This is a genomic window from Flavobacterium sp. W21_SRS_FM3 (assembly GCF_052113625.1).
Lineage (GTDB): Bacteria > Bacteroidota > Bacteroidia > Flavobacteriales > Flavobacteriaceae > Flavobacterium.
Genome location: NZ_JBGQOD010000008.1, coordinates 59,085 through 79,820 on the forward strand (window position 1 = coordinate 59,085; position 20,736 = coordinate 79,820).

The following is a 20,736-nucleotide window of genomic DNA, read 5'->3' on the forward strand; positions in this document are numbered from 1 at the left end:
ATAGCTCTCCAATTGCACTAACTACTTAAGCATCAAAGCCTATAAATCATTACTGTAATAGTTTAAATTTATCTATTCCACATTAGCCAAAGATCTTGTTCTACTTCCCTCAAACTGTTTCGAAACAATAGTACTAACCCATTCAATAATGGTTATTTAATCAATTAACCCTATTATAAGCTATAAGGTGGTAATGAATAAATATTAGCAAATCATTTTCTATTTTTGCCTCTTCAAATAGTTTTACTTAGCTTCACAACCTTTATATATCTCAATTTTTAAATACTATAATGACTATTCAAGATTTAGTAGGCACTTACTCCATTGAAGGGAGTAATCAAGATGGCAGTAATGAAATCAGTTACAAGGGCTCCATTACCTTATCCCTTGATACAAATAATTGCATAATTGCCCAGTGGTTAATTAGTGGCCAGGTGCAAAAGGGTACTGGATTTTTTAAAGACAATATCTTAGTTGTCAATTTCAACTATTGCGGTGATGATAATATTATTTACAAAGGTGTCGCAGTTTACAGATGTATCAACAAAGACATTCTTGACGGATTTTGGTCTGAAAAGCATGGGAATCCTTTGTATTTAGGAACTGAGCGCTGCACTAGAATAGTATCTAAAGAACTTTTGAATTAACGATGCAGATAACTTTGTTATCAATAATTACATTAACTAAAATGCATCGTGCCGAAGAACCTTTAAAAGGTAAAATCATAATATTGTTGCGTAGTAAAGTCGGCTTAATGATGTAATGTATTTGGGAAGAATCACAGTAAACTAAGAAGGTGATGATACTGAAGTCCTATTTTAGTACACTATAAAGAGCCAAAAACACCGAATTTACACTGATTGAGGCTAATTTTAACAACTTTATAGGACGCTCTTCCTTTCAAAGTTTTAATTTTACAAGCTAATTTAAAAAAAACCTACTATGCAAGATTTATTAGCAAAAATTAATGCCGAAATGGAGAACTTTCAAACAGAATCTACTTCTCTAATGGAAAAAGGAATTAAAGCTGCAGGACCTAGAGCGCGTAAGGCAACTCTTGAACTTGAAAAACTTTTAAAAGAGTTTAGAAAATTATCTATTGAAGAAGCAAAGAAATAAGACTTATCTCTGATCTTTACAATAAAGCCTTTCATACAATATGAAAGGCTTTTTTTTGTGTTTAAATATTTTTATAAATAGCTGTAAGTAGCAAAGGCAACGATTCCAAATGTGATATGAGCTGCAAATAACTGAAGATAATAACGGCTATAATCAAACTTAGCCTGGTAATTGATAAATTTAAAGATGCAAATCCAACTTGCAATGCCAATGATGCCACAAATCGCACCTAACAAGATTCCAGACTCCCAACGCAATATTAGTATAGAGTTGTACCAAATAGTGTGGTAAACAAATACAAAAACAAAACCGATGATAAAATGCAAGAGCCATCCCAATAATATTTTTCCAAATGCTGAAATTCTAAAATTTAATTTTTGCAACAAATAGGTTACGAGAAAGGGTTGTCTGTATAATTTTTGAAAGTTCTCTGGCATGAAATAACTAAAAATTTTCATTGCTAATGTCGCGAGTATAGAAGAAAGAAATATTTGTAAAAAAATAAAGACATCCATAATTTCTGATTATAATATTATTTTTAACGATTAAAATCTGTTTTCAAAATTAGAAAAATACAGATGTGCGCTTTTATAAGATTAGTGTTGATAGTTATAAGATTTGTTAGAAGTCGAATATTTATGAACCATTTTAAAACAGTAATTATATAAGAAAATATATAAATCAATTAATAACTAATAATTACTAAACAGCCATTTCTACTTGGATTAATTCCATCGTTCTTGTATCCACACAACCAAAGAAGAAGGTATCCAAAATTTCTTGAAATACGGGATGTGATTGTTCAGTTTGACTAAAGAGAGTCATGCAGGAAAGTAGTTTTCTAGCTTCTAAATCGCCAAATATACCTTCAGCTGACTTATTTTTATAATCTAATAAAAGCATTGCCACTTCTATTAAATTTTTAGAAAGAATGGGATGTTGCATAAACTGGTTGGCTTCATCAATATCAGCAATTCCATAGTAATTTGACAATGAGCTTTTACCTAGCCCTTTTAATTGCGGAAAAACAAACCACATCCAGTGTGTTTCTTTTTTTCCTTTTTTAAGTTCTAAAACGGCTGTATGGTATAATTTATTTTGAGCATCTAAAAAGCGTTCTATAGTAGTATTTGTATAAGACATGTTTATGTTATTAAATCTAAAATTGTTTGATGCCAATTGTCTTTAGACATTTTTGGCGGATGCAAAATTAGATTACTACATGGTTTTTATTTTTATACAATTAAACGGCAACATTACAACTTTTCGCACATTAGTTTTTTTTTACCACAATAGAATAATTGGCTTTATTAAGTAGAAAATAGTTGTAGGTATATGATAAAAGAATCAAAATTTTTTTATCAAATGAAGCATTATTGAAAGGGTATTTGAAGTGTAGTATATGTTTAAAAACATTAAACGGGTAATAAATAAAACCCCTGATTTTTTTATCCAAAATTAGTAAGTTAAATCATTATAATTACAAATAAAAAAAAACATTAAAAACTAATATACAGTATATTATCGAATATTTATTAAATAAAAAATTTAACTAAAATACTTCATTATAAAAGTTTTTTTTAGGCCAATTTTTCCTTTACTTCTCTAACTTCTCTGCGTAAATCCATTAATACTTCTTTTAAACTTTCGGGATTTAAGTCATCAGGAGTGAACTCTTCTGTAGCTAAACTACAAGCAAATTCCCAAATTTCTAGAATTTCTGAAGCTTTCACTTCATACGATTTATAATAAGCATTATCAGAATGAAGCATTAAAGCATTTTTGCCATTCTTGTTTAGTCGTTTATAGACAATTCCTTCGTTTTTAGTAAGCAAAATATATGTTTTTCCATCCCTAACTTCGCCTAATGTTTCAATATAACGGCCAACGATGTAAAAACCACTTTTATGTGGGGGCATCGAATCTCCCTCTACCGGGAAGGCTCTAAACTTTCCATTGCGCAACCAAGGCAAAGAAATTTGCTGTAAGTTCTCTATAAACTCGGGATCTGAATACCCAGAAAGATAACCTGCCCTTGCTTTATGCGGAATAATTTCGATGAAATTATCCCCTTCTTTATTTACAGTAATAGGAAGTAAAATACGATTGTCTTCTAATTGCAACAATTCATCTAAAGGAATTTTTCGAACATCCACTGACAGCAATAAATCAATACTTATGTGATAATAATGTGCCATTTTCTTTAAAATATCATAGGGTGCTTCTGAAGTACCATCTTCATATTTCACGTATCGTCCTCTAGTAATTTCAAGGGACTCAGCCAGCTTTTCCTGTGAGATTTTCTTCTTGATTCTCAGGTTTCTTATGTTGTCAGAAAATATAGACATACTGTTTTTGTTATAATTTGTAACAACAAATGTAATTAATTTTGTTACAATACGCGCTAATTTTGCTGTTTATAAAACAAAAATAATGAGCAGAGCTATCGTACATATGGATTTGGATACTTTTTTTGTATCCTGTGAGCGTTTAGGAAACTCTCAACTAGATGGTATTCCGTTAATCATTGGTGGTGGTGATCGCGGTGTGGTTGCCTCCTGCTCCTATGAAGCAAGACGTTTTGGAGTACGGTCAGCAATGCCTATTGCTATGGCTCTAAAATTGTGTCCTCAAGCAAAGATTATTAAAGGGGACATGGAACGTTATTCTCAATTATCACATGAGGTAACACAAGTCATTCAAGATAAAGCACCTATTGTTGAAAAAGCAAGTATAGACGAGTTTTACTTGGACATTACAGGGATGGATCGTTTTCATGGGGCTTATAAATGGACCAATGAACTTGCACAAAATGTAATTAAAGAAACGGGATTACCCATAAGTTTTGCTTTATCAATTAATAAAACGGTTTCAAAAATAGCAACAGGAGAAGGCAAACCTAAAGGCAATTTAGAAATTACTGAAAATCAAGTACGCCCTTTTTTGAATCCGTTGTCCATACAAAAAATCCCAATGGTGGGTGACGTCACCTTTCAATTGTTATCCCGAATTGGGATTAGAAAGATTCAAACTCTGGCTGAGATGCCATCGGAAGTATTGCATCGAATGATTGGTAAAAATGGATTAGAAATATGGAAAAAAGCAAATGGTGTTGACAATCAAGCTGTAGAACCTTATACCGAAAGGAAGTCCATAACTACAGAACATACTTTTTCGCAAGATACCATTGATATGGTAGCGCTTAAAGCGGTGCTCTCTGGAATGGTAGAAAAATTGGCTTTTCAATTGCGATCTGAACAATGGCTTACCTCAACGGTAGTGGTAAAAATACGCTATGCTAATTTTGATACCGAGACAAAACAAAGTAAAATAGCCTATACCTCAGCAGATCATCAACTTCATACTAAGGTAATGGAACTTTTTGACAAACTTTTTCAAAGACGCATGCGACTCCGTCTAGTGGGTATTCGCTTTAGCGGTTTGGTTCGGGGGACTTATCAAATTAATCTTTTTGAAGATACTCAGGAAATGCTTTCGCTCTATAACGCTATGGACCATCTTAAAAGCCGTTATGGTTTTGATGCCGTGATGCGTTGTGCAGGCGCTGCATTAAAACCCAACACTAAAAATGAAATCTTAAAGCGAAAACATTAAATATCAATTACTTAAAATCATTTCTGACGATAGAATCTTATCTAAAAACTGTATTCATGTACCTCAACTGTCATTCTTATCATTCTTTGCGTTACGGCACTATTCCGCTTTCTGATCTTATCCCTCAAGGAGTAGATGCAGGTGTGACTGCCATGGCATTAACCGATATCAATACGGTAACCGGAATTTATGATTTTATCAAAGAGTGCTCAGCAGTAGGTATTAAACCGCTCATAGGAATAGAGTTTCGTTCTGTTAATCAACTTCGTTACATTGGCTTAGCCAAAAACAGTTCAGGATTAGCCGAAATGAATCGCTTTTTAACAGCACACAATTATACTGGTGAGTCTTTGCCTATAGTGGCTCCTGCATTCGAGTCTGTATTTATTATATATCCTTTAGAAAAAGCACCAAATGTATTGCGTGAAAATGAATTTATAGGAATTCGTCCTGATGAAGTAAATAAATTGTATGCAGAACAGTGGCAATCTAGTATCTCTAAAATGGTAATTCTACAGCCCGTTACTTTTAGAACTAAAACCGAATATAATTTACATAAAATCCTTAGAGCTATTGACACCAATACTTTAGTTTCGAAATTGAGTCCAGAAGATTATGCTCAAAGCACCGAAGTGATGGTTTCAATAGATACTCTGTTGCAAGCTTATCATCAGTATCCACAAATTATAGCCAATACGGAAACACTTATTGAACAATGTAATTTTGAATTTAACTTTTCGACACCAAAGAATAAAAAATACTACACTAACTCTCAAAAAAACGATATTGCATTACTTACTACATTAGCAGAGCAAGGTCTTGCCTGGCGTTACGGCAAAGACCACGTTGAAGCCAAAGCACGTATTGCAAAAGAATTGAAGGTTATTGACCAACTTGAATTTAGCGGCTATTTTTTAATTAATTGGGATATTATTAGGTACAGCAATAGTCAAGGATTTCTTCATATAGGACGTGGAAGCGGTGCCAATAGCATTGTAGCTTATTGCCTTGGAATTACCGCTATTTGTCCGCTTGAACTCGATTTGTACTTTGAGCGTTTTTTAAATCTAAACCGTAAAAGCCCTCCCGACTTTGATATTGACTGGAGCTGGAAAGAGCGGGATGTTATTCTAGAATATATCTTTAATCGATATGGTAAAGAGCATGTGGCTTTTTGTGGTACTAATGTGGAGTTTAAATACCGTTCTATCTTCAGAGAAGTAGGAAAGGTTTTTGGTTTACCCAAAGAAGAATTAGATGCTTTAGCAAAAAATCCCACAAAATTACATCCTAGTAATTCTATTGTTAAGCTGGTACAACAATACGGAAAATTACTGGAAAAATATCCCAATCAACGCAGTATGCATTCCTGCGGCATCATCATATCTGAAGAGCCAATTACTAATTATACGCCTTTAGAGATGCCCTCAAAAGGCTTTCCTATCGTACTCTTTGATATGCACATAGCAGAGGCTATTGGTTTTGAAAAATTCGATATTTTAAGCCAACGAGGGATTGGACATATTGATGAAAGTGTAAAGTTAATTGCTAAAAACAAGGGTATCCAAGTTGATATACGCAATATTAATTTATCCAAAAATGAAGCTTTAGCAAATACGTTTCTTTCTGAAGGGAATACAATAGGCTGTTTTTACATTGAAAGCCCTGCCATGCGAGGTTTATTGAGAAGACTAAAATGCAATGATTATAAAACCTTAGTGGCCGCTTCTTCAATAATACGTCCTGGAGTAGCACAATCTGGAATGATGAAGGAGTACATCTTCCGTCACAATCACCCTGATCAATTTGATTATTTCCACCCTGTTTTTAAGGAACAATTAGGAGAAACCTATGGTATAATGGTGTACCAAGAAGATGTTATTAAAATTGCTTTGCATTATGGTGGTCTTCCTGCCGCTGATGGAGATATCCTTAGACGTGCAATGAGCGGAAAAGGACGCTCTCTTGATGCGCTTCAAAAAGTAAAAAACAACTTCTTTGCTTGCTGTGCTATGAAGGGACATCCGGTAAATCTTAGTGAAGAAATTTACCGCCAAATAGAATCATTTGCCGGCTATTCTTTTTGCAAAGCACACTCGGCCTCGTATGCTGTAGAAAGTTATCAAAGTCTGTATTTAAAAGTATACTACCCTATTGAATTTATGGTAGCTGTAATTAATAATCAAGGAGGGTTTTATAGAACTGAGGTGTATGTACATGAAGCCCGAATGGCGGGTGCCACTATACACAATCCATGTGTTAATAAAAGTGAATACACTACTACAGTCTACGGAAAAGAGATCTATTTAGGATTTCAACATTTACAAGGACTAGAAATTAAAATTGCTATGGCTATTGTAGCTAATAGAGAACAAAAAGGTCCTTTTAAATCATTAGATGATTTTACCAATAGGATTGCTATTGGTCTTGAGAGCATCAAAATTCTAATCTTTATTGGTGCCTTTCGCTTTACCAATAAAACTAAAAATCAATTGTTGATACTGGTAAGCTTGCGGTACAATGCGCCAACTACCACTACAGATTTACTCTTGCTTCAAGAACCTTTTAAAGAATTTCAATTGCCCAGCTTAGAGCGTGCGCCCTTAGAAGATGCCTTTGATGAAATTGAACTCTTAAGCTTCCCTATATCCCACACTCCTTTTGCCTTGTTACAAACCAAATTCAGAGGTGATGTAATGGCTAAAGAATTACTTAATTACCATAAAAAACAGGTGCGTCTATTGGCTTATCTTATTTCTAGAAAACAAGTACCTACTAAACGAGGTACCATGTATTTTGGAACTTGGATTGATGTAGAAGGAACTTATTTTGATACTACGCATTTTCCTGATACGCTGGCACAATATCCTTTTGAAGGTGGTGGTTGCTATTTATTGCTAGGAATTGTAGAAGTCGACTATCATTTTCCAACTATCACTATTACAAAAATGGCCAAAATGCCGTTCGTTCCAGATCCTCGTTATTCGGATGCTAAAGACCATCAATTTACTACACAAAAAAGCATGAGGGAAGATGTAAGCAGCACCCAACGTCAGCCATATCCACAGGCACATGAAATTAACATTCCGAGATATAAAATGGGTCAATAACCATTTATACGCTTTAAAAATCTAACATTATGACTCTATTTAACGATACAGAACTATTTACTACAGGAACAGCGGGAAAAAAAATTTTTGACCTTCCCGACTGTGAATTAGTATTGATTGACAATTTCTTCTCAAAAGAAGAATCAGATGAATATTACGAATGCTTATTACATCAAACCAAATGGCGACAGTATGAAATGGACATTTACAACAAAAGACTTACTGCGCCAAGAATGATCGCATGGTATCAGGACAATTCACAACATTTAAAATGGACGACTGAATTATTAGCCATAAAGGATAGGGTACAAAATGAAGTGGAGTTAGACTTTAACGCAGTACTACTAAATCTCTATCGCAACGGTAAAGATGGTGTAGCTTGGCACAGCGACAAAGAACATAATTCAGGTCCAAATCCTACTATAGCTTCTGTTACCTTTGGAGAAACACGCTTATTTAGACTGCGCCATAAATTCCGTAAAGACATTCCAATGGTCGAAATACCATTACACCATGGCTCTTTCTTACTAATGTCAGGGACTACTAATAGTTTCTGGCAACATCAAGTGCCCAAAACAGCACGCGAAGTACTACCGCGTATCAACTTAACATTTAGAAGAGTACGGGATAAACATTGAATCCTAGACTATTCCATATTTCTTAGTACTAAAGTAATGTCTAACCTCTACATCAATGACTAGAGTCAGCTCCTATATTAGTAGAGTTTGTTCTTGAATTTATTCCAAGATTTCTACCATATGAGTCAATAAATAAAATAAGAACATTCTTGAACAATAAAAAAAAGCATTAACGCTAGAGTTAATGCTTTTTTAAAATTAAATTTTTAATTCCCCTTGATCCATCAAATCTGGTTCGTCACCAGTAATGGCTCCAACACCCATTTTTAGTAAGGTTACTAAAGTATTATTTTTAGGGTCCCAATAAAATGCTTGTGTTGGTCTTATACCAATTGCGGTAATATTAGGATCGTTTACACCCTCAAACCAAGCGTCATCTGAACTTTTATACAGTTCTTTTATAATATTCATATCCGTTGAAATTAATGCTTGACCGTATACATTTAAAAATTTCATTTTACTTGGATCAGAATAGATAAGATGCGTACTGCTGTCTATCTTAATATTTTGATTGTGTTGGCTATTTTTATTACTTAAAAACCAAATATTCCCCATTTCATCTACTTTCTTAGTACTCATAGGAACCATATGTAATGGTTGCTGGCTTAACGCTGTAGTAAACATTGCAAAATCTATATCCATTGCAAGGTCTTTTATTTTTTCCTTTGCTTCTTCGCTAAATAAATTTTTTGTACTCATGATATCTCTTTTTTTTATTTCTTAATTAGTATTTACGTAAAGTTAACACCAATTTCAATGATGATTTAGAATGGAATATAATGTTGAAACAATTTTATGTAATACTACAAGTTCCCAGATCAAGAACATTCATTTAGATTAAACCTCCAGTATTCACTTAAAAACAACAACCTATAGGCAACATTATCAACTCATTAACTTTTATATGCAATAAATTAACTAACTTTAAGCTATGAGAAAGCACTATAACATAATCATTGCTGGAGCTGGAGGAATTGCAGAAGCTGCTGCCTTATTGTTAATCGAATGGAGTGAGGTTACACCTACACTTTTTATAGGAAACAGAACGATATCTAAGGCAAAAAAAGTAGCCCACTGGTTAGATAATGGAAGTACAAAGCCAGCAGAAATTAAAGCTTTCTTACTACCCGAAAAAGGGCTTACTGACCAAATGATTAGCATTTTAGAAACAGCTGATATTATACTTGACTGTTTACCTGGTAGTCAGGCACCTCGTATGGCTCAATTAGCAAAGGACTATAGCTTGCACTACGCTAATCTAACCGAGTATGTTGCTGAAACTGATACAATTATTTCATTGGCAAAAAATGCCAAAACTGGATTTATCCTACAAACAGGATTGGCTCCGGGTTATATCGATTTACTAGCAAACGGAATGTTTCAAAAGTTTTGTACTGATTATAAAGTCAATTCTGTACATACCCTACAGTTTAAAGTGGGTGCTTTAACAAAACATGCCGTAGCGCCCCATTACTATGGTTTTACGTGGAGCCCCGTAGGTGTAGCTACAGAATACTTAAAAGATACCATCGTCTTACGTGATTATCAAAAAACCACTTTGCCTTCTCTAACTGAAAGAGCAACCATTATTATTAATGGAAAGGTATATGAAGAAGACCTGACCTCAGGTGGCGCTGCAGATTTACCTGATGCTCTGGAAGGAAAAGTACATACTTTAGATTATAAAACGCTGCGTTTTCCGGGCCATTATGCTTGGATTAAAGAACAGATTCACAATATAAAAAATAAGAAAAACCACATTAGTACACTTCAAGAAAAAATGGAAGCTATGATTCCGCATAACGAAGACGACCAAATCGTTTTATATGCTGCCATTGAAGGAAAAGATATTGAAGGAGTTTTGCGCCGTCGCGAAATTGCTAAAGTTGTGCTTCCGCAAAAAGTAGGACATCACCATTTACGAGCAATACAGACCACCACAGCAGCCCCCTTGGTTCAAGCTGCTCAACTACTACTCGAAACCAATCCGCATGGCATAATCTTACAAAGCCAGATAGATCCTAATGCCTTTCTTAATGGGAACTATGTTTCAAGAGTCTATGGTAAAATATAGATATTAATAGCAAACTTCATTATAACTATTGGCCTAAGCTAAAAAAATAATAGTTTCCTCGCAATTTATTTAGCAGCGAACACATAACACTCCATTTTAATTTAATTTCCAGCTTTCAAAACAAGTTAATGTTCTACTTCTAAAGTAATTTTAACATAGTAGAACTCCTTTAATGAAAGACTTTATCAGTACTAATATTATACCTTTGCAGCTAATAAACTATCGCCTCAAAAATTTAAAATGGATCAAGATAAATTTATTTTTTGCCTCGAAGCTGTTAATGATGTTGACATCCCTACTGCTACCTTAACTGTCAAAAGCTTAGAACAATTAGCTATAGATAATCAAATTAATAGTATTTACAAATCATGTGATACTATAGAAGGATTAGAGGAAAGTTTGAGTGCCCTACTCTATGATGATCATGATTTCAAAGATTACGAAATCATTTACTTAGTAATGCCTGGAGAAGAGAACTCCATTTGCCTTAACGATTATTATTACAGTCTAGAAGAAATTGCCGAACTTTTTGATGGAAAAATGAAGGGCAAAATAATTCATTTTGCCAACGCTAAGGTATTAGATTTAAGTGATGAAGAATCACAGTACTTTCTAGATATTACGGGTGCTCGTGCTATTTCAGGCTACGGTAGACTGATTGATAAAATCCCCAGTATTGCATTAGACAAAGCTTTCTTCAATATTAGTCAAGATGAAGAAGATATTATTGAAATTGTTGAGGAATTACATCAAAAACATTATGCGCTATGCAGACTACTTGATTTTAGATTGTACTATTAAACAAGAATCATAATATTCGCAACTTACACCTTAAAAACTACTATTTTACCGCTATAAAGACTTCTTTATCGAATATTTTTATAATAAATGAGATACTATTTTTTGTAATATTACGCTATATTAAAATACAATAACCTGACACTAAAAATGAGAACTTATTATATCAATAATGGTAATGAAAATGGTGGTCCTTTTACTTTTGAAGAATTAAAAAATCAGCCGGTATATAAGACTACATTAATATGGTATCAAGGTATGGACGAATGGACACATGCTGAAAATATAGAAGAGCTTAATTCCCTTTTTACCATACAGCCTCCTCCTATAAAACGTATTGTTCCTATTCAAGAGGAGAGCAATGACGAAGTAGTTGAAACTATCTTAGGACTGAAGAAAAGCTATTTTTATTTGGCAGTAGCCTCTTTAGTAATTTTTATTTTTATAATCACTCTAAACATTATTCAAGAAAACAAGAAAAATGAATTAGAGCTAAAAAATAAAGAAACGGAGTTTAGCAATGAAAAAGTTAAATTGCAACGTAAAGAATTTAATGAACAGCGTTTTCAAGATGAAATTCAAAAAAGAATCACAACAGAGAATAATAATAAAAGGAGAAAAGATTCTATCAACAATCGTCTTACGGTTATCAAAAATGAATTAATCGATAATAAAAGACAGCTTATCTTAGCACAAAAAGACTTGGCTGAAGCCGAAGAATTCAAATTATTACGATCAGAAAGTACAAGAGATGAACAGCTTCAGATCATCCAAAATGACATTGAAGAATGGAGAAAAGAAATTAATAAGTTGGAGAATGAAGCCAATAGACTGTATTTAGAATTAGAAACTATCCATTAAACTAACATTAGATTAAAAATTAATTGTAATTCCTAAAAGCAGATACATTATTATGAAGCAGATAAAATGGTTTGAAAGAAAGTTTAATTTTGAAAATAATCAAAATATTTTCCCATCGATTATAGAACGCCTTTCAGGGACCTCATTGCGATTAGAAGATAAATTAAAAACAATAAATTCCCATCTTCTTACAGATAAGAAGGAAAATAAATGGTCAATTCAGGAAAACATTGGGCACTTAATAGATCTCGAAACACTTTGGCAAGGCCGATTTGAAGATATCCTAAATAACGAAGTAGAACTACGCCCCACCGACCTAGCAAATTCCAAGACCGACTTAGCCAATCATAATGCCACCAAAATTGAAGACTTAGTTGCTACCTTTAGAAAGCTGAGACAACACACAATCTATCTTCTTGAAAATATTGACGAAGAAATGGTATTTAAGTCCGCCCTTCATCCTACATTAAAAACACCTATGCGCACCATGGACTTGTTTTTATTCGTTGCAGAACACGATGATCATCATTTGGCTAAAATTTCAGAAATAATAAAACACAATTCAGTACAGCAGCAATCTTAATCACATTTCAACCAGCCTGTAATACTCATTCGAGTTTTTTGTGTAACTAACACTTCATGTAATAGTTCATCGCTTTTAAAGAATACCGTTTTACCCTGTGTGGGAGCAATTTTTTGATTCTTATTCTGTTGGTGAATTAATAATTCACCTCCATCAGCCGTTTGCCACTCACTGTTCAAGTAACTAATCATCGAATATTTACGACTGGGATTATTTTGAAATTGATCATAATGCTGCAAATAAAAATCTCCCTTTTCGTACAATGAATAATGAAATTCGTAGCCTGTGATCCCTGTGAAACAGCTTTCATTCAGATAACTAATAAAGGCTTCAATTTGTTCAAAAAAAGCGTTTTCAAAGGCATTGTTATTCTTTTTGTCAAGCCAATATATAGAATCACTGCGCACGGCGCTGTCATAAGCAATCACTTCTGAATTGCCTGTGCCTGCAGTAATCAATAAATCTTGTTGGTTTAAGGCAAGTAAATTTTTCTTTAAGTTGTTAGCCAAATCATCACTTAAAAAATGTTCAGATATACCTACTTTATTATCAATATAGGAGGTAATCAAAGCTTCAAAGCTATTTTCCATTAGTTGTTCATCAACCGCAAGTGCGGTCAACTTTGGTAAGGTAGTACATATAGCCTCACGTATAACATGTTGATAATAAAAAAATAGCGCTTAGAAACAATCTTCTAAACGCTATTTAAATAGTAATAATAATAAATGCTACAGTTTACTAATGTAACTACCATAAATATCTTTGAACTGATAACCTTTAGATATACGGTCTTTACTCAATTTATTATGTTCGACCAAGGCCCAAAGAATAAATTCCTTCATAAAGAATTTGTCTTCCTTGGCTAAATCAGGTTGGTATTGTTTAACTAAAATTTCGAGTGGTACAATTGCACCTAAGATTCTTTGATATTCCTCATCACTAGCTTCATCTAATAGTTCAAATCCGCTTTCGGCAAAAAACCATTCGATCAAATCAGTATAGGGAGTTTTCTCATTTGGTTTTTCTAATTTCTCAATAGGAGGAAAATAGGCTGGAAAAAAAGTATGAATAGCAGATCCTAAAAGATTTTGAGCCACAGTTGCTGCTCCCTCCTGCTCCCCTTCATAAACCAACTCTACTTTACCTGTTATAGCTGGAATAATTCCCATAAAATCAGACAAACGTAAAGTTGTTCTAGCTACACCAGCTTTTAAAGCACGACGCTCAGCAGTACTTAGTAAATTCTCATAAGCGGTAATACTCATCCTCGCACTCACCCCACTTTTATTATCTATATACTCACTTTCACGAGCCTCAAAACCTATTTGTTCCAGTAAATCTTTAGCCAAAGAAGGCACATAAACCATATCACTTTGTACTGCATCTAGCTTAGCTTCTTGTTCTGTTATCGTGCGAGCTACCTTAATTGTTTCGGGGTAGTGAGTAAGTATTTGCGAGCCAATTCTATCTTTTAACGGGGTGACAATACTCCCACGATTAGTATAATCTTCTGGATTCGCAGTAAATACAAATTGCATATCCAAAGGCATACGCAGTTTAAACCCTCTAATTTGGATATCCCCTTCTTGCAAAATATTAAACAAAGCTACTTGAATACGTGCTTGTAAATCAGGTAGTTCATTAATTACAAAAATACAACGGTTTGCACGCGGAATCATTCCAAAATGAATTACACGGTCATCAGCATATGATAATTTTAAATTTGCTGCTTTGATAGGATCCACATCTCCAATCAAATCGGCTACGGTAACATCCGGTGTTGCTAGTTTTTCAGAAAAGCGATCACTTCTGTGCAACCAAGAGATGGGTGTTTCATCTCCTTTAATTTCAATAATTTCTTTGGCAAAACGAGAAATAGGATTAAATGGATCATCATTGATCTCAGAGCCTGTGACAAAAGGAATGTATTCGTCTAATAAATCAACCATTTTACGTGCCAATCTAGTTTTGGCTTGACCACGAAGTCCTAATAGATTGATATTATGACGCGATAATATAGCTCGCTCTAATTCTGGAATAACAGTATTTTCAAATCCATGCACCCCTTCAAAAGCGGGCTTGCCTGATTTTATTTTTTCTCGTAAGTTATTTCGTAATTCCTCTTTGATTGGTAAGCTTTTATATCCCGTAGCTTTTAATGCACCTAATGTATTTATATTCTCTATTTTCATATTTTGTATTTAAAAATTGAATAATTAGATTTAAAAATTCAACTTATTTATTATTTTATTTACAACTCTGAAACCTACTTCACTCTTTTTTTCCTATTGGTTTCGTAATCTTCAAAAATCATTTCGCCTAAACCTTTCAGTCCTGTATAAAACGCTTTTCCTTGGTTGGCTTCGGTGAATTTATTGACAAACTTTTGTAAGTACGGATCATTTGCAATCATAAAGGTCGTAATAGGAATATGGAGTTTGCGGGCTTGTTGTGCTTGACTGTAACATTTGTCAACAATGTATTCATCTAAACCATTACTATTCATATAGTATGAACCATCACGTTCACGAACACAGCTAGGTTTCCCATCAGTAATCATAAAGATTTGCTTATTGGTATTTCTTTTTCTTCGCAGTAAATCCATTGCTAATTGTAATCCTGCCACAGTATTGGTATGAAAAGGACCAACTTTCAAATAGGGTAAGTCCTTTATAGCAATGGGCCATGCGTCATTACCAAAAACTAAAATATCTAAAGTATCTTTAGGGTAGCGTGTCGTAATTAATTCGGCAAGCGCCATGGCAACTTTTTTGGCAGGTGTGATTCGATCTTCACCATATAAAATCATACTGTGACTAATATCAATCATCAGTACCGTACTCATTTGGGATTTATATTGCGTTTCTTCGACAACCAAATCATTCTCAGTCAACATAAAGTCAGCGACACCATTATTAATTTGGGCGTTGCGCAAACTTTCTGTTAACGAAATTCGCTCTAAACCATCACCAAAATGAAATTCTCTAAATTCCCCAGTATGTTCGTCACCGTTTCCAGAATGTTTTGTTTTATGATTACCACTTCCAGATCGCTTTAAATTACCAAAAATTTGATCTAAAGCTTGTTGCCTAATGGCACGCTCTGTCTTAGCTGTGATTCCCAGTCCAGAAGATCCATCCTCTTTAACTTCATCTCTTATGTAGCCTTTTTTCTTTAAATCCTCTATAAAATCATCAATAGTGTAGTGTTCATCAGTGAGTTTATATTCCTTGTCCAATTCCCGCAACCAGTCGATTGCTTCATCAAAATCCCCTGAAGTATGGGTGATTAATTCTTTGAATATACCAAAGAGTTTTTCAAACGGAGATTGATTTGGCGCTTCGTATTGCTTGAAATAAAAACCTTTTTTATTATCATTTTCCATAGCCATTAAAATTACAGCTATTTTAAATAAACCCGTGGCAAACGTTTATTAATTTTTAGTTAAAACAGTAACCATTCCACCAATGAAATTCAAACTGGTCTTTATACTTTTTAAATTAATTAAAGTGAGAACTGAATTAGTCAATTAAACCATCAAAAGATGTCACCGTCGACATAAAACCAGGAACCATCTTCCATTTTAAAAATAGAATGTTCGTGATGTATTTGTCCTTTTAGTTCCTGATCCAGATAATACGCCTTAAAAGTAACTGTATTAATTGTTGTACTTAAAACTACTAATTTAATCCACTGATTGCATTTTGACCATGCAAAAACATCGGCTTTTTTATGATGTTTTCTAGTAGAAAAATGTGTTGTAGCTACCAAGTAATCCGCTTTTTGCGTAGCAAATGCTGAGTAGCGAGAACGCATTAAGGCTTCTGCAGTGGGTGGCTTGATAACAGCTTTAATATAAGGACTACAACATTCTTCAAATAGTTGCTCAGAGCCACAATAACATTTTATCATTTATCCCTAATTAGATTTGACCATTAAGTGCAATGATTCTTTGTTGCAGTTGATTGAGTAAAACTTGATATTTACTAATTTCAATTAAATCAGCATCATCGTCTGAAAAGTCTAAAAAATCATCTAATTGTTCGCTTACTTCAACCAATTTATTATTTGCCTCTTTAGCATTTTTTTCTGCAATCAAATCTATAATTTCCTGAACATTTTGCTTTAACAGCTCAAAATTATTTTGTTTCATATTTCTATTATTTAACTTTCGTCAGAAGATTTACTTTCATTAAACTTTTTGGTGATTTGTTTTAGTTTCTCTTTCCTTTGTGCTTGTGCTAACTTTGCTTTGTCTTGTGCTTTATGAAGTTTATCATTATGCTTTTTAATATTTCTCTCGTTATTTCTACTCATAATCAATTTTTTATAATGTGATAACTGCTAGTATTTAAAAACACTATAATTTATAAGCAGTAAACAATCTTGTCCTAATAATAACATTAATGGCAAAGTTCGGAAATTTAAACTAGAAATACGACAAGCTAATCGAACTAAACAAATAATCATAAAACACTTAATATCAATAACATACTCTTAATCAGAATTCTAAAAACGAATACTGCTAACCTAATTAATTTAAAAAAATATAAAAAATTTGCATTTTAAGGGAGATTTTCCAACATTTGGGAAAATATCAAAGTTTTTTTTTACTGGAAAGTTATAAATTAAGCCATTAATTTATAGTTTGATAATGTCTTAGTTAGAATCCGTAAAATTATATAAAATACAGCAATGGAATCTGAAAATAGTTGGTCGAAATTTATTAATTGGTTTATAGCGAGACCAAAAACTACGGGCTTACTTGTAGGTTTTATCTTGTCCCTTACTGTGTCCTTTATTGTTTTACAACAATTCTTAATTGCAAAAGAGTACAAGCATGATGAAATGAGCAATAAACTCTATGTTATTCATCAAAACATTGAACAGTCCCTTAAAAACTGCTATACATCTACACTAACCTTAGCCTTGACCATTAATGACGAAGGGATTCCAGAAGATTTTGATAATATTGGAAAAAAATTAATAGAATCAAATCCTAGTCTAAGTGCTGTACAGCTCGTTCCAAATGGAATTATAAAATACATCTATCCGCTGGAAGGAAACGAAGCAGCAATGGGTTTGAATATTTTAGAATCTAAATCACATAATAAAGAAGCGTTAAAGTCTCTTAGTACTCAAAAAATGTACTTTGCTGGCCCTTTTAACCTGAAACAAGGAGGCGTTGGTATAGTAGGCAGATTACCCGTTTATAATAAAAATTTGTTTTGGGGATTTTCGGCAGTAGTAATAAAATTAGAATCATTACTTAAAGTATCAGGTATAAATTCCCTTGATAATTCTGAATACTATTTTCAGTTTTCTAAAAGAAATCCCACAACTTTAGAAGAAAATTTCTTTTTACCAAAGAAAATTAATTTAACTGATGACAATCACGTTTTTAGTTACGTTCCTGATGGAGACTTTAAACTGTATTTGATAGCCAAAAACCCGTATAGCTTTTATTCATCACTTATTGCTCCTACTATATTAGGTTTTATATTAGCAGCATTATTTGGCTTATTGACCACCTTAATTTTAAAAAAACCAGCTGAGTTACAATTATTAGTTCGTCAGCAAACCGAAAAACTTTTAAATAGTGAACTACGGTTCAAAACTATCTTCGAACAGGCAGCCATCGGAATCGCTATTGTTGACCCTATTAATGGTAAATATCTGGAAGTTAACAATCAATTTTGTAAACTATTAGGATATTCAGAAAATGAGATGAAGGAAAAAACATACCAGTCCATCACCCATCCTGATGATTTACAAAATGATAATACAAATATCAATAAGATTAAAAAAGGAGAAATGCGTGATTATTCCATGCAGAAAAGATATTATACAAGTAAAGGAGAAATAGTCTGGGTTAGCTTAACTATTTCCCCTCTTTGGGAAAAAGGTGAAAAAATAACTAGTAATATTGCCGTTATAGAAGATATTACTTCAAAGAAATTAGCCGAAGAATTAATTAAGAAAAGTGAAAATCATTTCAAAAGCTTATTTGATGATTCTCCCCTTCCTTTAAGAGAAGAGGATTTCTCTGAAGTAAAAAATTATCTCAAGGAGTTAAAATTGATTAATCAAGATGAAGAAATAGTAAGAAACTACCTTACTAAAAATCCACAAATTGTGCATAAATGCCACTCCTACATAAAATTGATTAATGTAAATAAAGCTTGTTTTAATCTTTATAAAGTTGAAAATTTAGAGGAACTGTTAAATACTAAATCGGAATTATTTAACACAAAATTCTTAACTGACTTTACAGAACACCTCGTGGCTATAACTCAGAATAAGACTAAATATTCGTTGGATACTTTAATAAAAAATTCTGAAAATGAATTTCGCAACATTGATTTAAGATGGAACATTATTAGAGGATATGAAGAATCGTTAGAGCGCATTATCGTATCTAATGAAGATATTACCGAACGTAAAAAACAAGAACAAATAATTATTAATTCTCAAGTTCGTATCGAATCCTTAATCAACACCATTGATGGTATTGTATGGGAGTGTGACGCAAAAACATTTGAGTTCACATTTATTAGTAAAAAAGTGGAAAACATATTAGGCTATACTGATGAAGAATGGCTTTCAAGTCCTACCTTTTGGGCTGACCACATCTACAAAGAAGATAAAGCTTCTGTAATGGCATTTTGTTCAGAGCAGACAAGTAAAAATTTAAATCATGATTTTGAGTATCGCATGATTGCTAAAAATGGTAATATTGTATGGTTGCGGGATATTGTAAACGTAATAACTAAAGAGGATAAAGCAGTCAGTCTTAGAGGAATTATGATTGATATAACAAAAACTAAGGACGTGCAAAAAGATTTGAACAATTCTTTTAATTTAGTATCTGAGCAAAATAAAAGGCTACTCAATTTCTCTTATATTGTTTCTCATAATCTGAGATCACACACTAGCAATATTACTTCCCTGACGACATTATTAGAATCAGTTGAATCTAATAATGAAAGAGAGGAGTTAATACACTTACTAAAAACAGTAAGTAATTCTCTTAATGAAACACTATATAATCTTAATGAAGTAGTCAATATTCAAAACAACATCGGACTTGTAACTGAAAATGTAAATTTAAAAAACTACATAGATAATGCACTCGATGTTCTTACAGAACAAATAAAATTAAAGAATGCAACTATAAACTATAAAGTAGCAAATGATATTGAAGTAAATTACAATCCTGCTTATCTAGAAAGTATTCTTTTTAATATTATTTCAAATGCAATAAGATACAGTCACAAAGATCGTGATTCACAAGTTACGATCAATTATTACCTAGAAAATGATATGAAGGTACTCGAAATTTCGGATAATGGAATTGGAATTGACTTAGAAAGATACGGAAATAAGATTTTTGGAATGTATAAGACTTTTAGCGATAATCCTGATTCTAAAGGCATCGGCTTGTTTATTACTAAAAATCAAATTGAAGCTATGGGTGGAAGCATTACTGTAGAGAGCACTCCAGAAATAGGAACTACCTTCAAAATTTATATTTCATGAGAACAAGAGAAATATGGGTAATTGACGATGATATCATTTACAAAACCATCATGAAAAAGATCATTCAAAAGTCAGAAATTTTTCATTCTACGCTACTTTTTTCAAATGGTAAAGAAGCTATCAATGCTTTAAAAGGAGCTATAGAGAATAAAGTTCTACCTCCAGATATCATTCTTTTGGACATAGAAATGCCAGTTATGGATGGTTGGGGCTTCATGGCTGAATTTGCAAAATTTAACTTAGAGATAAATTCTGAAATAAAAATTTACATATCAAGCTCTTCTATAGCCGTGGAAGATAAAATGAAAGCAAAAAACAACCCCAATATTCTAGGTTATATGTCCAAACCCATTAGCCTAAATGACTTGAAATTAATTGCTGCATTTGATTAAAGTGTAT

The 20,736-nt window shown here is 33.0% G+C and carries 21 protein-coding genes; 11 read left to right on the forward strand and 10 right to left on the reverse strand.

All coding sequences use genetic code 11. From position 1 onward, the window contains the following. Positions 1-290 precede the first annotated feature (290 nt). Together ACEN2K_RS12265 and ACEN2K_RS12270 are read left to right on the forward strand one after the other, a co-directional pair. On the forward strand, positions 291-647 hold the full coding sequence (locus ACEN2K_RS12265; RefSeq protein WP_441759619.1) for a hypothetical protein: 357 nt from the start codon (positions 291-293) through the stop codon (positions 645-647). Positions 648-942: 295 nt separating this feature from the next. Further along, entirely contained in the window at positions 943-1,119 is a 177-nt protein-coding gene (locus tag ACEN2K_RS12270) for a histone H1 (protein ID WP_441759620.1), read from the forward strand. Positions 1,120-1,190: 71 nt separating this feature from the next. Here ACEN2K_RS12270 and ACEN2K_RS12275 read toward each other — a convergent pair whose 3' ends face one another. The 3 genes from ACEN2K_RS12275 to ACEN2K_RS12285 form a co-directional block, all read right to left on the reverse strand. Continuing rightward, positions 1,191-1,634, reverse strand: a complete 444-nt coding sequence (locus ACEN2K_RS12275) for a hypothetical protein (RefSeq protein WP_441759621.1) — start codon at positions 1,632-1,634, stop codon at positions 1,191-1,193. A 187-nt stretch (positions 1,635-1,821) separates the two neighbouring features. Beyond that, the gene (locus ACEN2K_RS12280; RefSeq protein ID WP_441759622.1) at positions 1,822-2,262 is read right to left on the reverse strand and encodes a DUF1810 domain-containing protein; all 441 of its coding nucleotides are present in this window, start codon (positions 2,260-2,262) and stop codon (positions 1,822-1,824) included. A gap of 437 nt (positions 2,263-2,699) precedes the next feature. Beyond that, positions 2,700-3,467 (reverse strand): XRE family transcriptional regulator, encoded by a 768-nt coding sequence (locus ACEN2K_RS12285; RefSeq protein ID WP_441759623.1) that lies wholly within the window; start codon positions 3,465-3,467, stop codon positions 2,700-2,702. 85 nt (positions 3,468-3,552) lie between these two features. Between ACEN2K_RS12285 and dinB the strand changes: the two genes are divergently transcribed. The 3 genes from dinB to ACEN2K_RS12300 are packed head-to-tail and all read left to right on the forward strand — an operon-like array spanning position 3,553 to position 8,482. Beyond that, the gene (gene dinB / locus ACEN2K_RS12290) at positions 3,553-4,734 is read left to right on the forward strand and encodes a DNA polymerase IV (protein WP_441759624.1); all 1,182 of its coding nucleotides are present in this window, start codon (positions 3,553-3,555) and stop codon (positions 4,732-4,734) included. Between the two features lie 56 nt (positions 4,735-4,790). After that, a complete protein-coding gene (locus ACEN2K_RS12295; protein WP_441759625.1) occupies positions 4,791-7,844 on the forward strand; it encodes a DNA polymerase III subunit alpha in 3,054 nt (1,017 codons plus the stop codon). Between the two features lie 29 nt (positions 7,845-7,873). Further along, positions 7,874-8,482, forward strand: coding sequence for an alpha-ketoglutarate-dependent dioxygenase AlkB family protein (locus ACEN2K_RS12300; RefSeq protein WP_441759626.1), 609 nt, complete (start codon positions 7,874-7,876; stop codon positions 8,480-8,482). 198 nt (positions 8,483-8,680) lie between these two features. On the opposite strand, the gene ACEN2K_RS12305 is transcribed toward ACEN2K_RS12300, so the two are convergent. Further along, positions 8,681-9,181, reverse strand: coding sequence for a pyridoxamine 5'-phosphate oxidase family protein (locus ACEN2K_RS12305; RefSeq protein WP_441759627.1), 501 nt, complete (start codon positions 9,179-9,181; stop codon positions 8,681-8,683). A 232-nt stretch (positions 9,182-9,413) separates the two neighbouring features. Between ACEN2K_RS12305 and ACEN2K_RS12310 the strand changes: the two genes are divergently transcribed. The 4 genes from ACEN2K_RS12310 to ACEN2K_RS12325 all read left to right on the forward strand — a co-directional run bounded on the left by ACEN2K_RS12310 (position 9,414) and on the right by ACEN2K_RS12325 (position 12,798). Beyond that, positions 9,414-10,556, forward strand: a complete 1,143-nt coding sequence (locus ACEN2K_RS12310; RefSeq protein WP_441759628.1) for a saccharopine dehydrogenase family protein — start codon at positions 9,414-9,416, stop codon at positions 10,554-10,556. A gap of 240 nt (positions 10,557-10,796) precedes the next feature. After that, entirely contained in the window at positions 10,797-11,357 is a 561-nt protein-coding gene (locus ACEN2K_RS12315; protein ID WP_441759629.1) for a DUF6642 family protein, read from the forward strand. A gap of 147 nt (positions 11,358-11,504) precedes the next feature. Then, positions 11,505-12,215, forward strand: coding sequence for a DUF4339 domain-containing protein (locus ACEN2K_RS12320; protein WP_441759630.1), 711 nt, complete (start codon positions 11,505-11,507; stop codon positions 12,213-12,215). A gap of 52 nt (positions 12,216-12,267) precedes the next feature. Further along, on the forward strand, positions 12,268-12,798 hold the full coding sequence (locus ACEN2K_RS12325) for a DinB family protein (RefSeq protein ID WP_441759631.1): 531 nt from the start codon (positions 12,268-12,270) through the stop codon (positions 12,796-12,798). Here ACEN2K_RS12325 and ACEN2K_RS12330 read toward each other — a convergent pair. From ACEN2K_RS12330 to ACEN2K_RS12355, 6 genes are all read right to left on the reverse strand, one after another. Next, entirely contained in the window at positions 12,795-13,418 is a 624-nt protein-coding gene (locus tag ACEN2K_RS12330; RefSeq protein ID WP_441759632.1) for a 2OG-Fe(II) oxygenase, read from the reverse strand. The two genes, ACEN2K_RS12325 and ACEN2K_RS12330, sit on opposite strands and share 4 nt — an antisense overlap. A 108-nt stretch (positions 13,419-13,526) precedes the next feature. Further along, positions 13,527-14,990 (reverse strand): magnesium chelatase, encoded by a 1,464-nt coding sequence (locus tag ACEN2K_RS12335; protein WP_441759633.1) that lies wholly within the window; start codon positions 14,988-14,990, stop codon positions 13,527-13,529. A gap of 74 nt (positions 14,991-15,064) precedes the next feature. Further along, the gene (locus tag ACEN2K_RS12340; protein ID WP_441759713.1) at positions 15,065-16,183 is read right to left on the reverse strand and encodes a vWA domain-containing protein; all 1,119 of its coding nucleotides are present in this window, start codon (positions 16,181-16,183) and stop codon (positions 15,065-15,067) included. 152 nt (positions 16,184-16,335) lie between these two features. Further along, positions 16,336-16,710, reverse strand: coding sequence for a YchJ family protein (locus tag ACEN2K_RS12345; RefSeq protein ID WP_441759634.1), 375 nt, complete (start codon positions 16,708-16,710; stop codon positions 16,336-16,338). 10 nt (positions 16,711-16,720) lie between these two features. Further along, positions 16,721-16,951 (reverse strand): hypothetical protein, encoded by a 231-nt coding sequence (locus tag ACEN2K_RS12350; RefSeq protein ID WP_441759635.1) that lies wholly within the window; start codon positions 16,949-16,951, stop codon positions 16,721-16,723. An 11-nt stretch (positions 16,952-16,962) separates the two neighbouring features. Then, positions 16,963-17,115 (reverse strand): hypothetical protein, encoded by a 153-nt coding sequence (locus tag ACEN2K_RS12355; RefSeq protein WP_441759636.1) that lies wholly within the window; start codon positions 17,113-17,115, stop codon positions 16,963-16,965. 378 nt (positions 17,116-17,493) lie between these two features. On the opposite strand from ACEN2K_RS12355, the gene ACEN2K_RS12360 reads away from it, so the two are divergent. Beyond that, entirely contained in the window at positions 17,494-20,337 is a 2,844-nt protein-coding gene (locus ACEN2K_RS12360) for a PAS domain S-box protein (RefSeq protein WP_441759637.1), read from the forward strand. Next, positions 20,334-20,729, forward strand: coding sequence for a response regulator (locus ACEN2K_RS12365; RefSeq protein ID WP_441759638.1), 396 nt, complete (start codon positions 20,334-20,336; stop codon positions 20,727-20,729). Before ACEN2K_RS12360 ends, ACEN2K_RS12365 begins: the two co-directional genes overlap by 4 nt. The last annotated feature ends 7 nt before the right edge of the window (positions 20,730-20,736 follow it).

Coding starts and splice junctions, on each gene's coding strand:
- ACEN2K_RS12265 (WP_441759619.1), top strand. CDS start 291: ATGACTATTCAAGATTTAGTAGGCACTTACTCCATTGAAGGGAGTAAT.
- ACEN2K_RS12270 (WP_441759620.1), top strand. CDS start 943: ATGCAAGATTTATTAGCAAAAATTAATGCCGAAATGGAGAACTTTCAA.
- ACEN2K_RS12275 (WP_441759621.1), bottom strand. CDS start 1,634: ATGGATGTCTTTATTTTTTTACAAATATTTCTTTCTTCTATACTCGCG.
- ACEN2K_RS12280 (WP_441759622.1), bottom strand. CDS start 2,262: ATGTCTTATACAAATACTACTATAGAACGCTTTTTAGATGCTCAAAAT.
- ACEN2K_RS12285 (WP_441759623.1), bottom strand. CDS start 3,467: ATGTCTATATTTTCTGACAACATAAGAAACCTGAGAATCAAGAAGAAA.
- dinB (WP_441759624.1), top strand. CDS start 3,553: ATGAGCAGAGCTATCGTACATATGGATTTGGATACTTTTTTTGTATCC.
- ACEN2K_RS12295 (WP_441759625.1), top strand. CDS start 4,791: ATGTACCTCAACTGTCATTCTTATCATTCTTTGCGTTACGGCACTATT.
- ACEN2K_RS12300 (WP_441759626.1), top strand. CDS start 7,874: ATGACTCTATTTAACGATACAGAACTATTTACTACAGGAACAGCGGGA.
- ACEN2K_RS12305 (WP_441759627.1), bottom strand. CDS start 9,181: ATGAGTACAAAAAATTTATTTAGCGAAGAAGCAAAGGAAAAAATAAAA.
- ACEN2K_RS12310 (WP_441759628.1), top strand. CDS start 9,414: ATGAGAAAGCACTATAACATAATCATTGCTGGAGCTGGAGGAATTGCA.
- ACEN2K_RS12315 (WP_441759629.1), top strand. CDS start 10,797: ATGGATCAAGATAAATTTATTTTTTGCCTCGAAGCTGTTAATGATGTT.
- ACEN2K_RS12320 (WP_441759630.1), top strand. CDS start 11,505: ATGAGAACTTATTATATCAATAATGGTAATGAAAATGGTGGTCCTTTT.
- ACEN2K_RS12325 (WP_441759631.1), top strand. CDS start 12,268: ATGAAGCAGATAAAATGGTTTGAAAGAAAGTTTAATTTTGAAAATAAT.
- ACEN2K_RS12335 (WP_441759633.1), bottom strand. CDS start 14,990: ATGAAAATAGAGAATATAAATACATTAGGTGCATTAAAAGCTACGGGA.
- ACEN2K_RS12340 (WP_441759713.1), bottom strand. CDS start 16,183: ATGGAAAATGATAATAAAAAAGGTTTTTATTTCAAGCAATACGAAGCG.
- ACEN2K_RS12345 (WP_441759634.1), bottom strand. CDS start 16,710: ATGATAAAATGTTATTGTGGCTCTGAGCAACTATTTGAAGAATGTTGT.
- ACEN2K_RS12350 (WP_441759635.1), bottom strand. CDS start 16,951: ATGAAACAAAATAATTTTGAGCTGTTAAAGCAAAATGTTCAGGAAATT.
- ACEN2K_RS12355 (WP_441759636.1), bottom strand. CDS start 17,115: ATGAGTAGAAATAACGAGAGAAATATTAAAAAGCATAATGATAAACTT.
- ACEN2K_RS12360 (WP_441759637.1), top strand. CDS start 17,494: ATGGAATCTGAAAATAGTTGGTCGAAATTTATTAATTGGTTTATAGCG.
- ACEN2K_RS12365 (WP_441759638.1), top strand. CDS start 20,334: ATGAGAACAAGAGAAATATGGGTAATTGACGATGATATCATTTACAAA.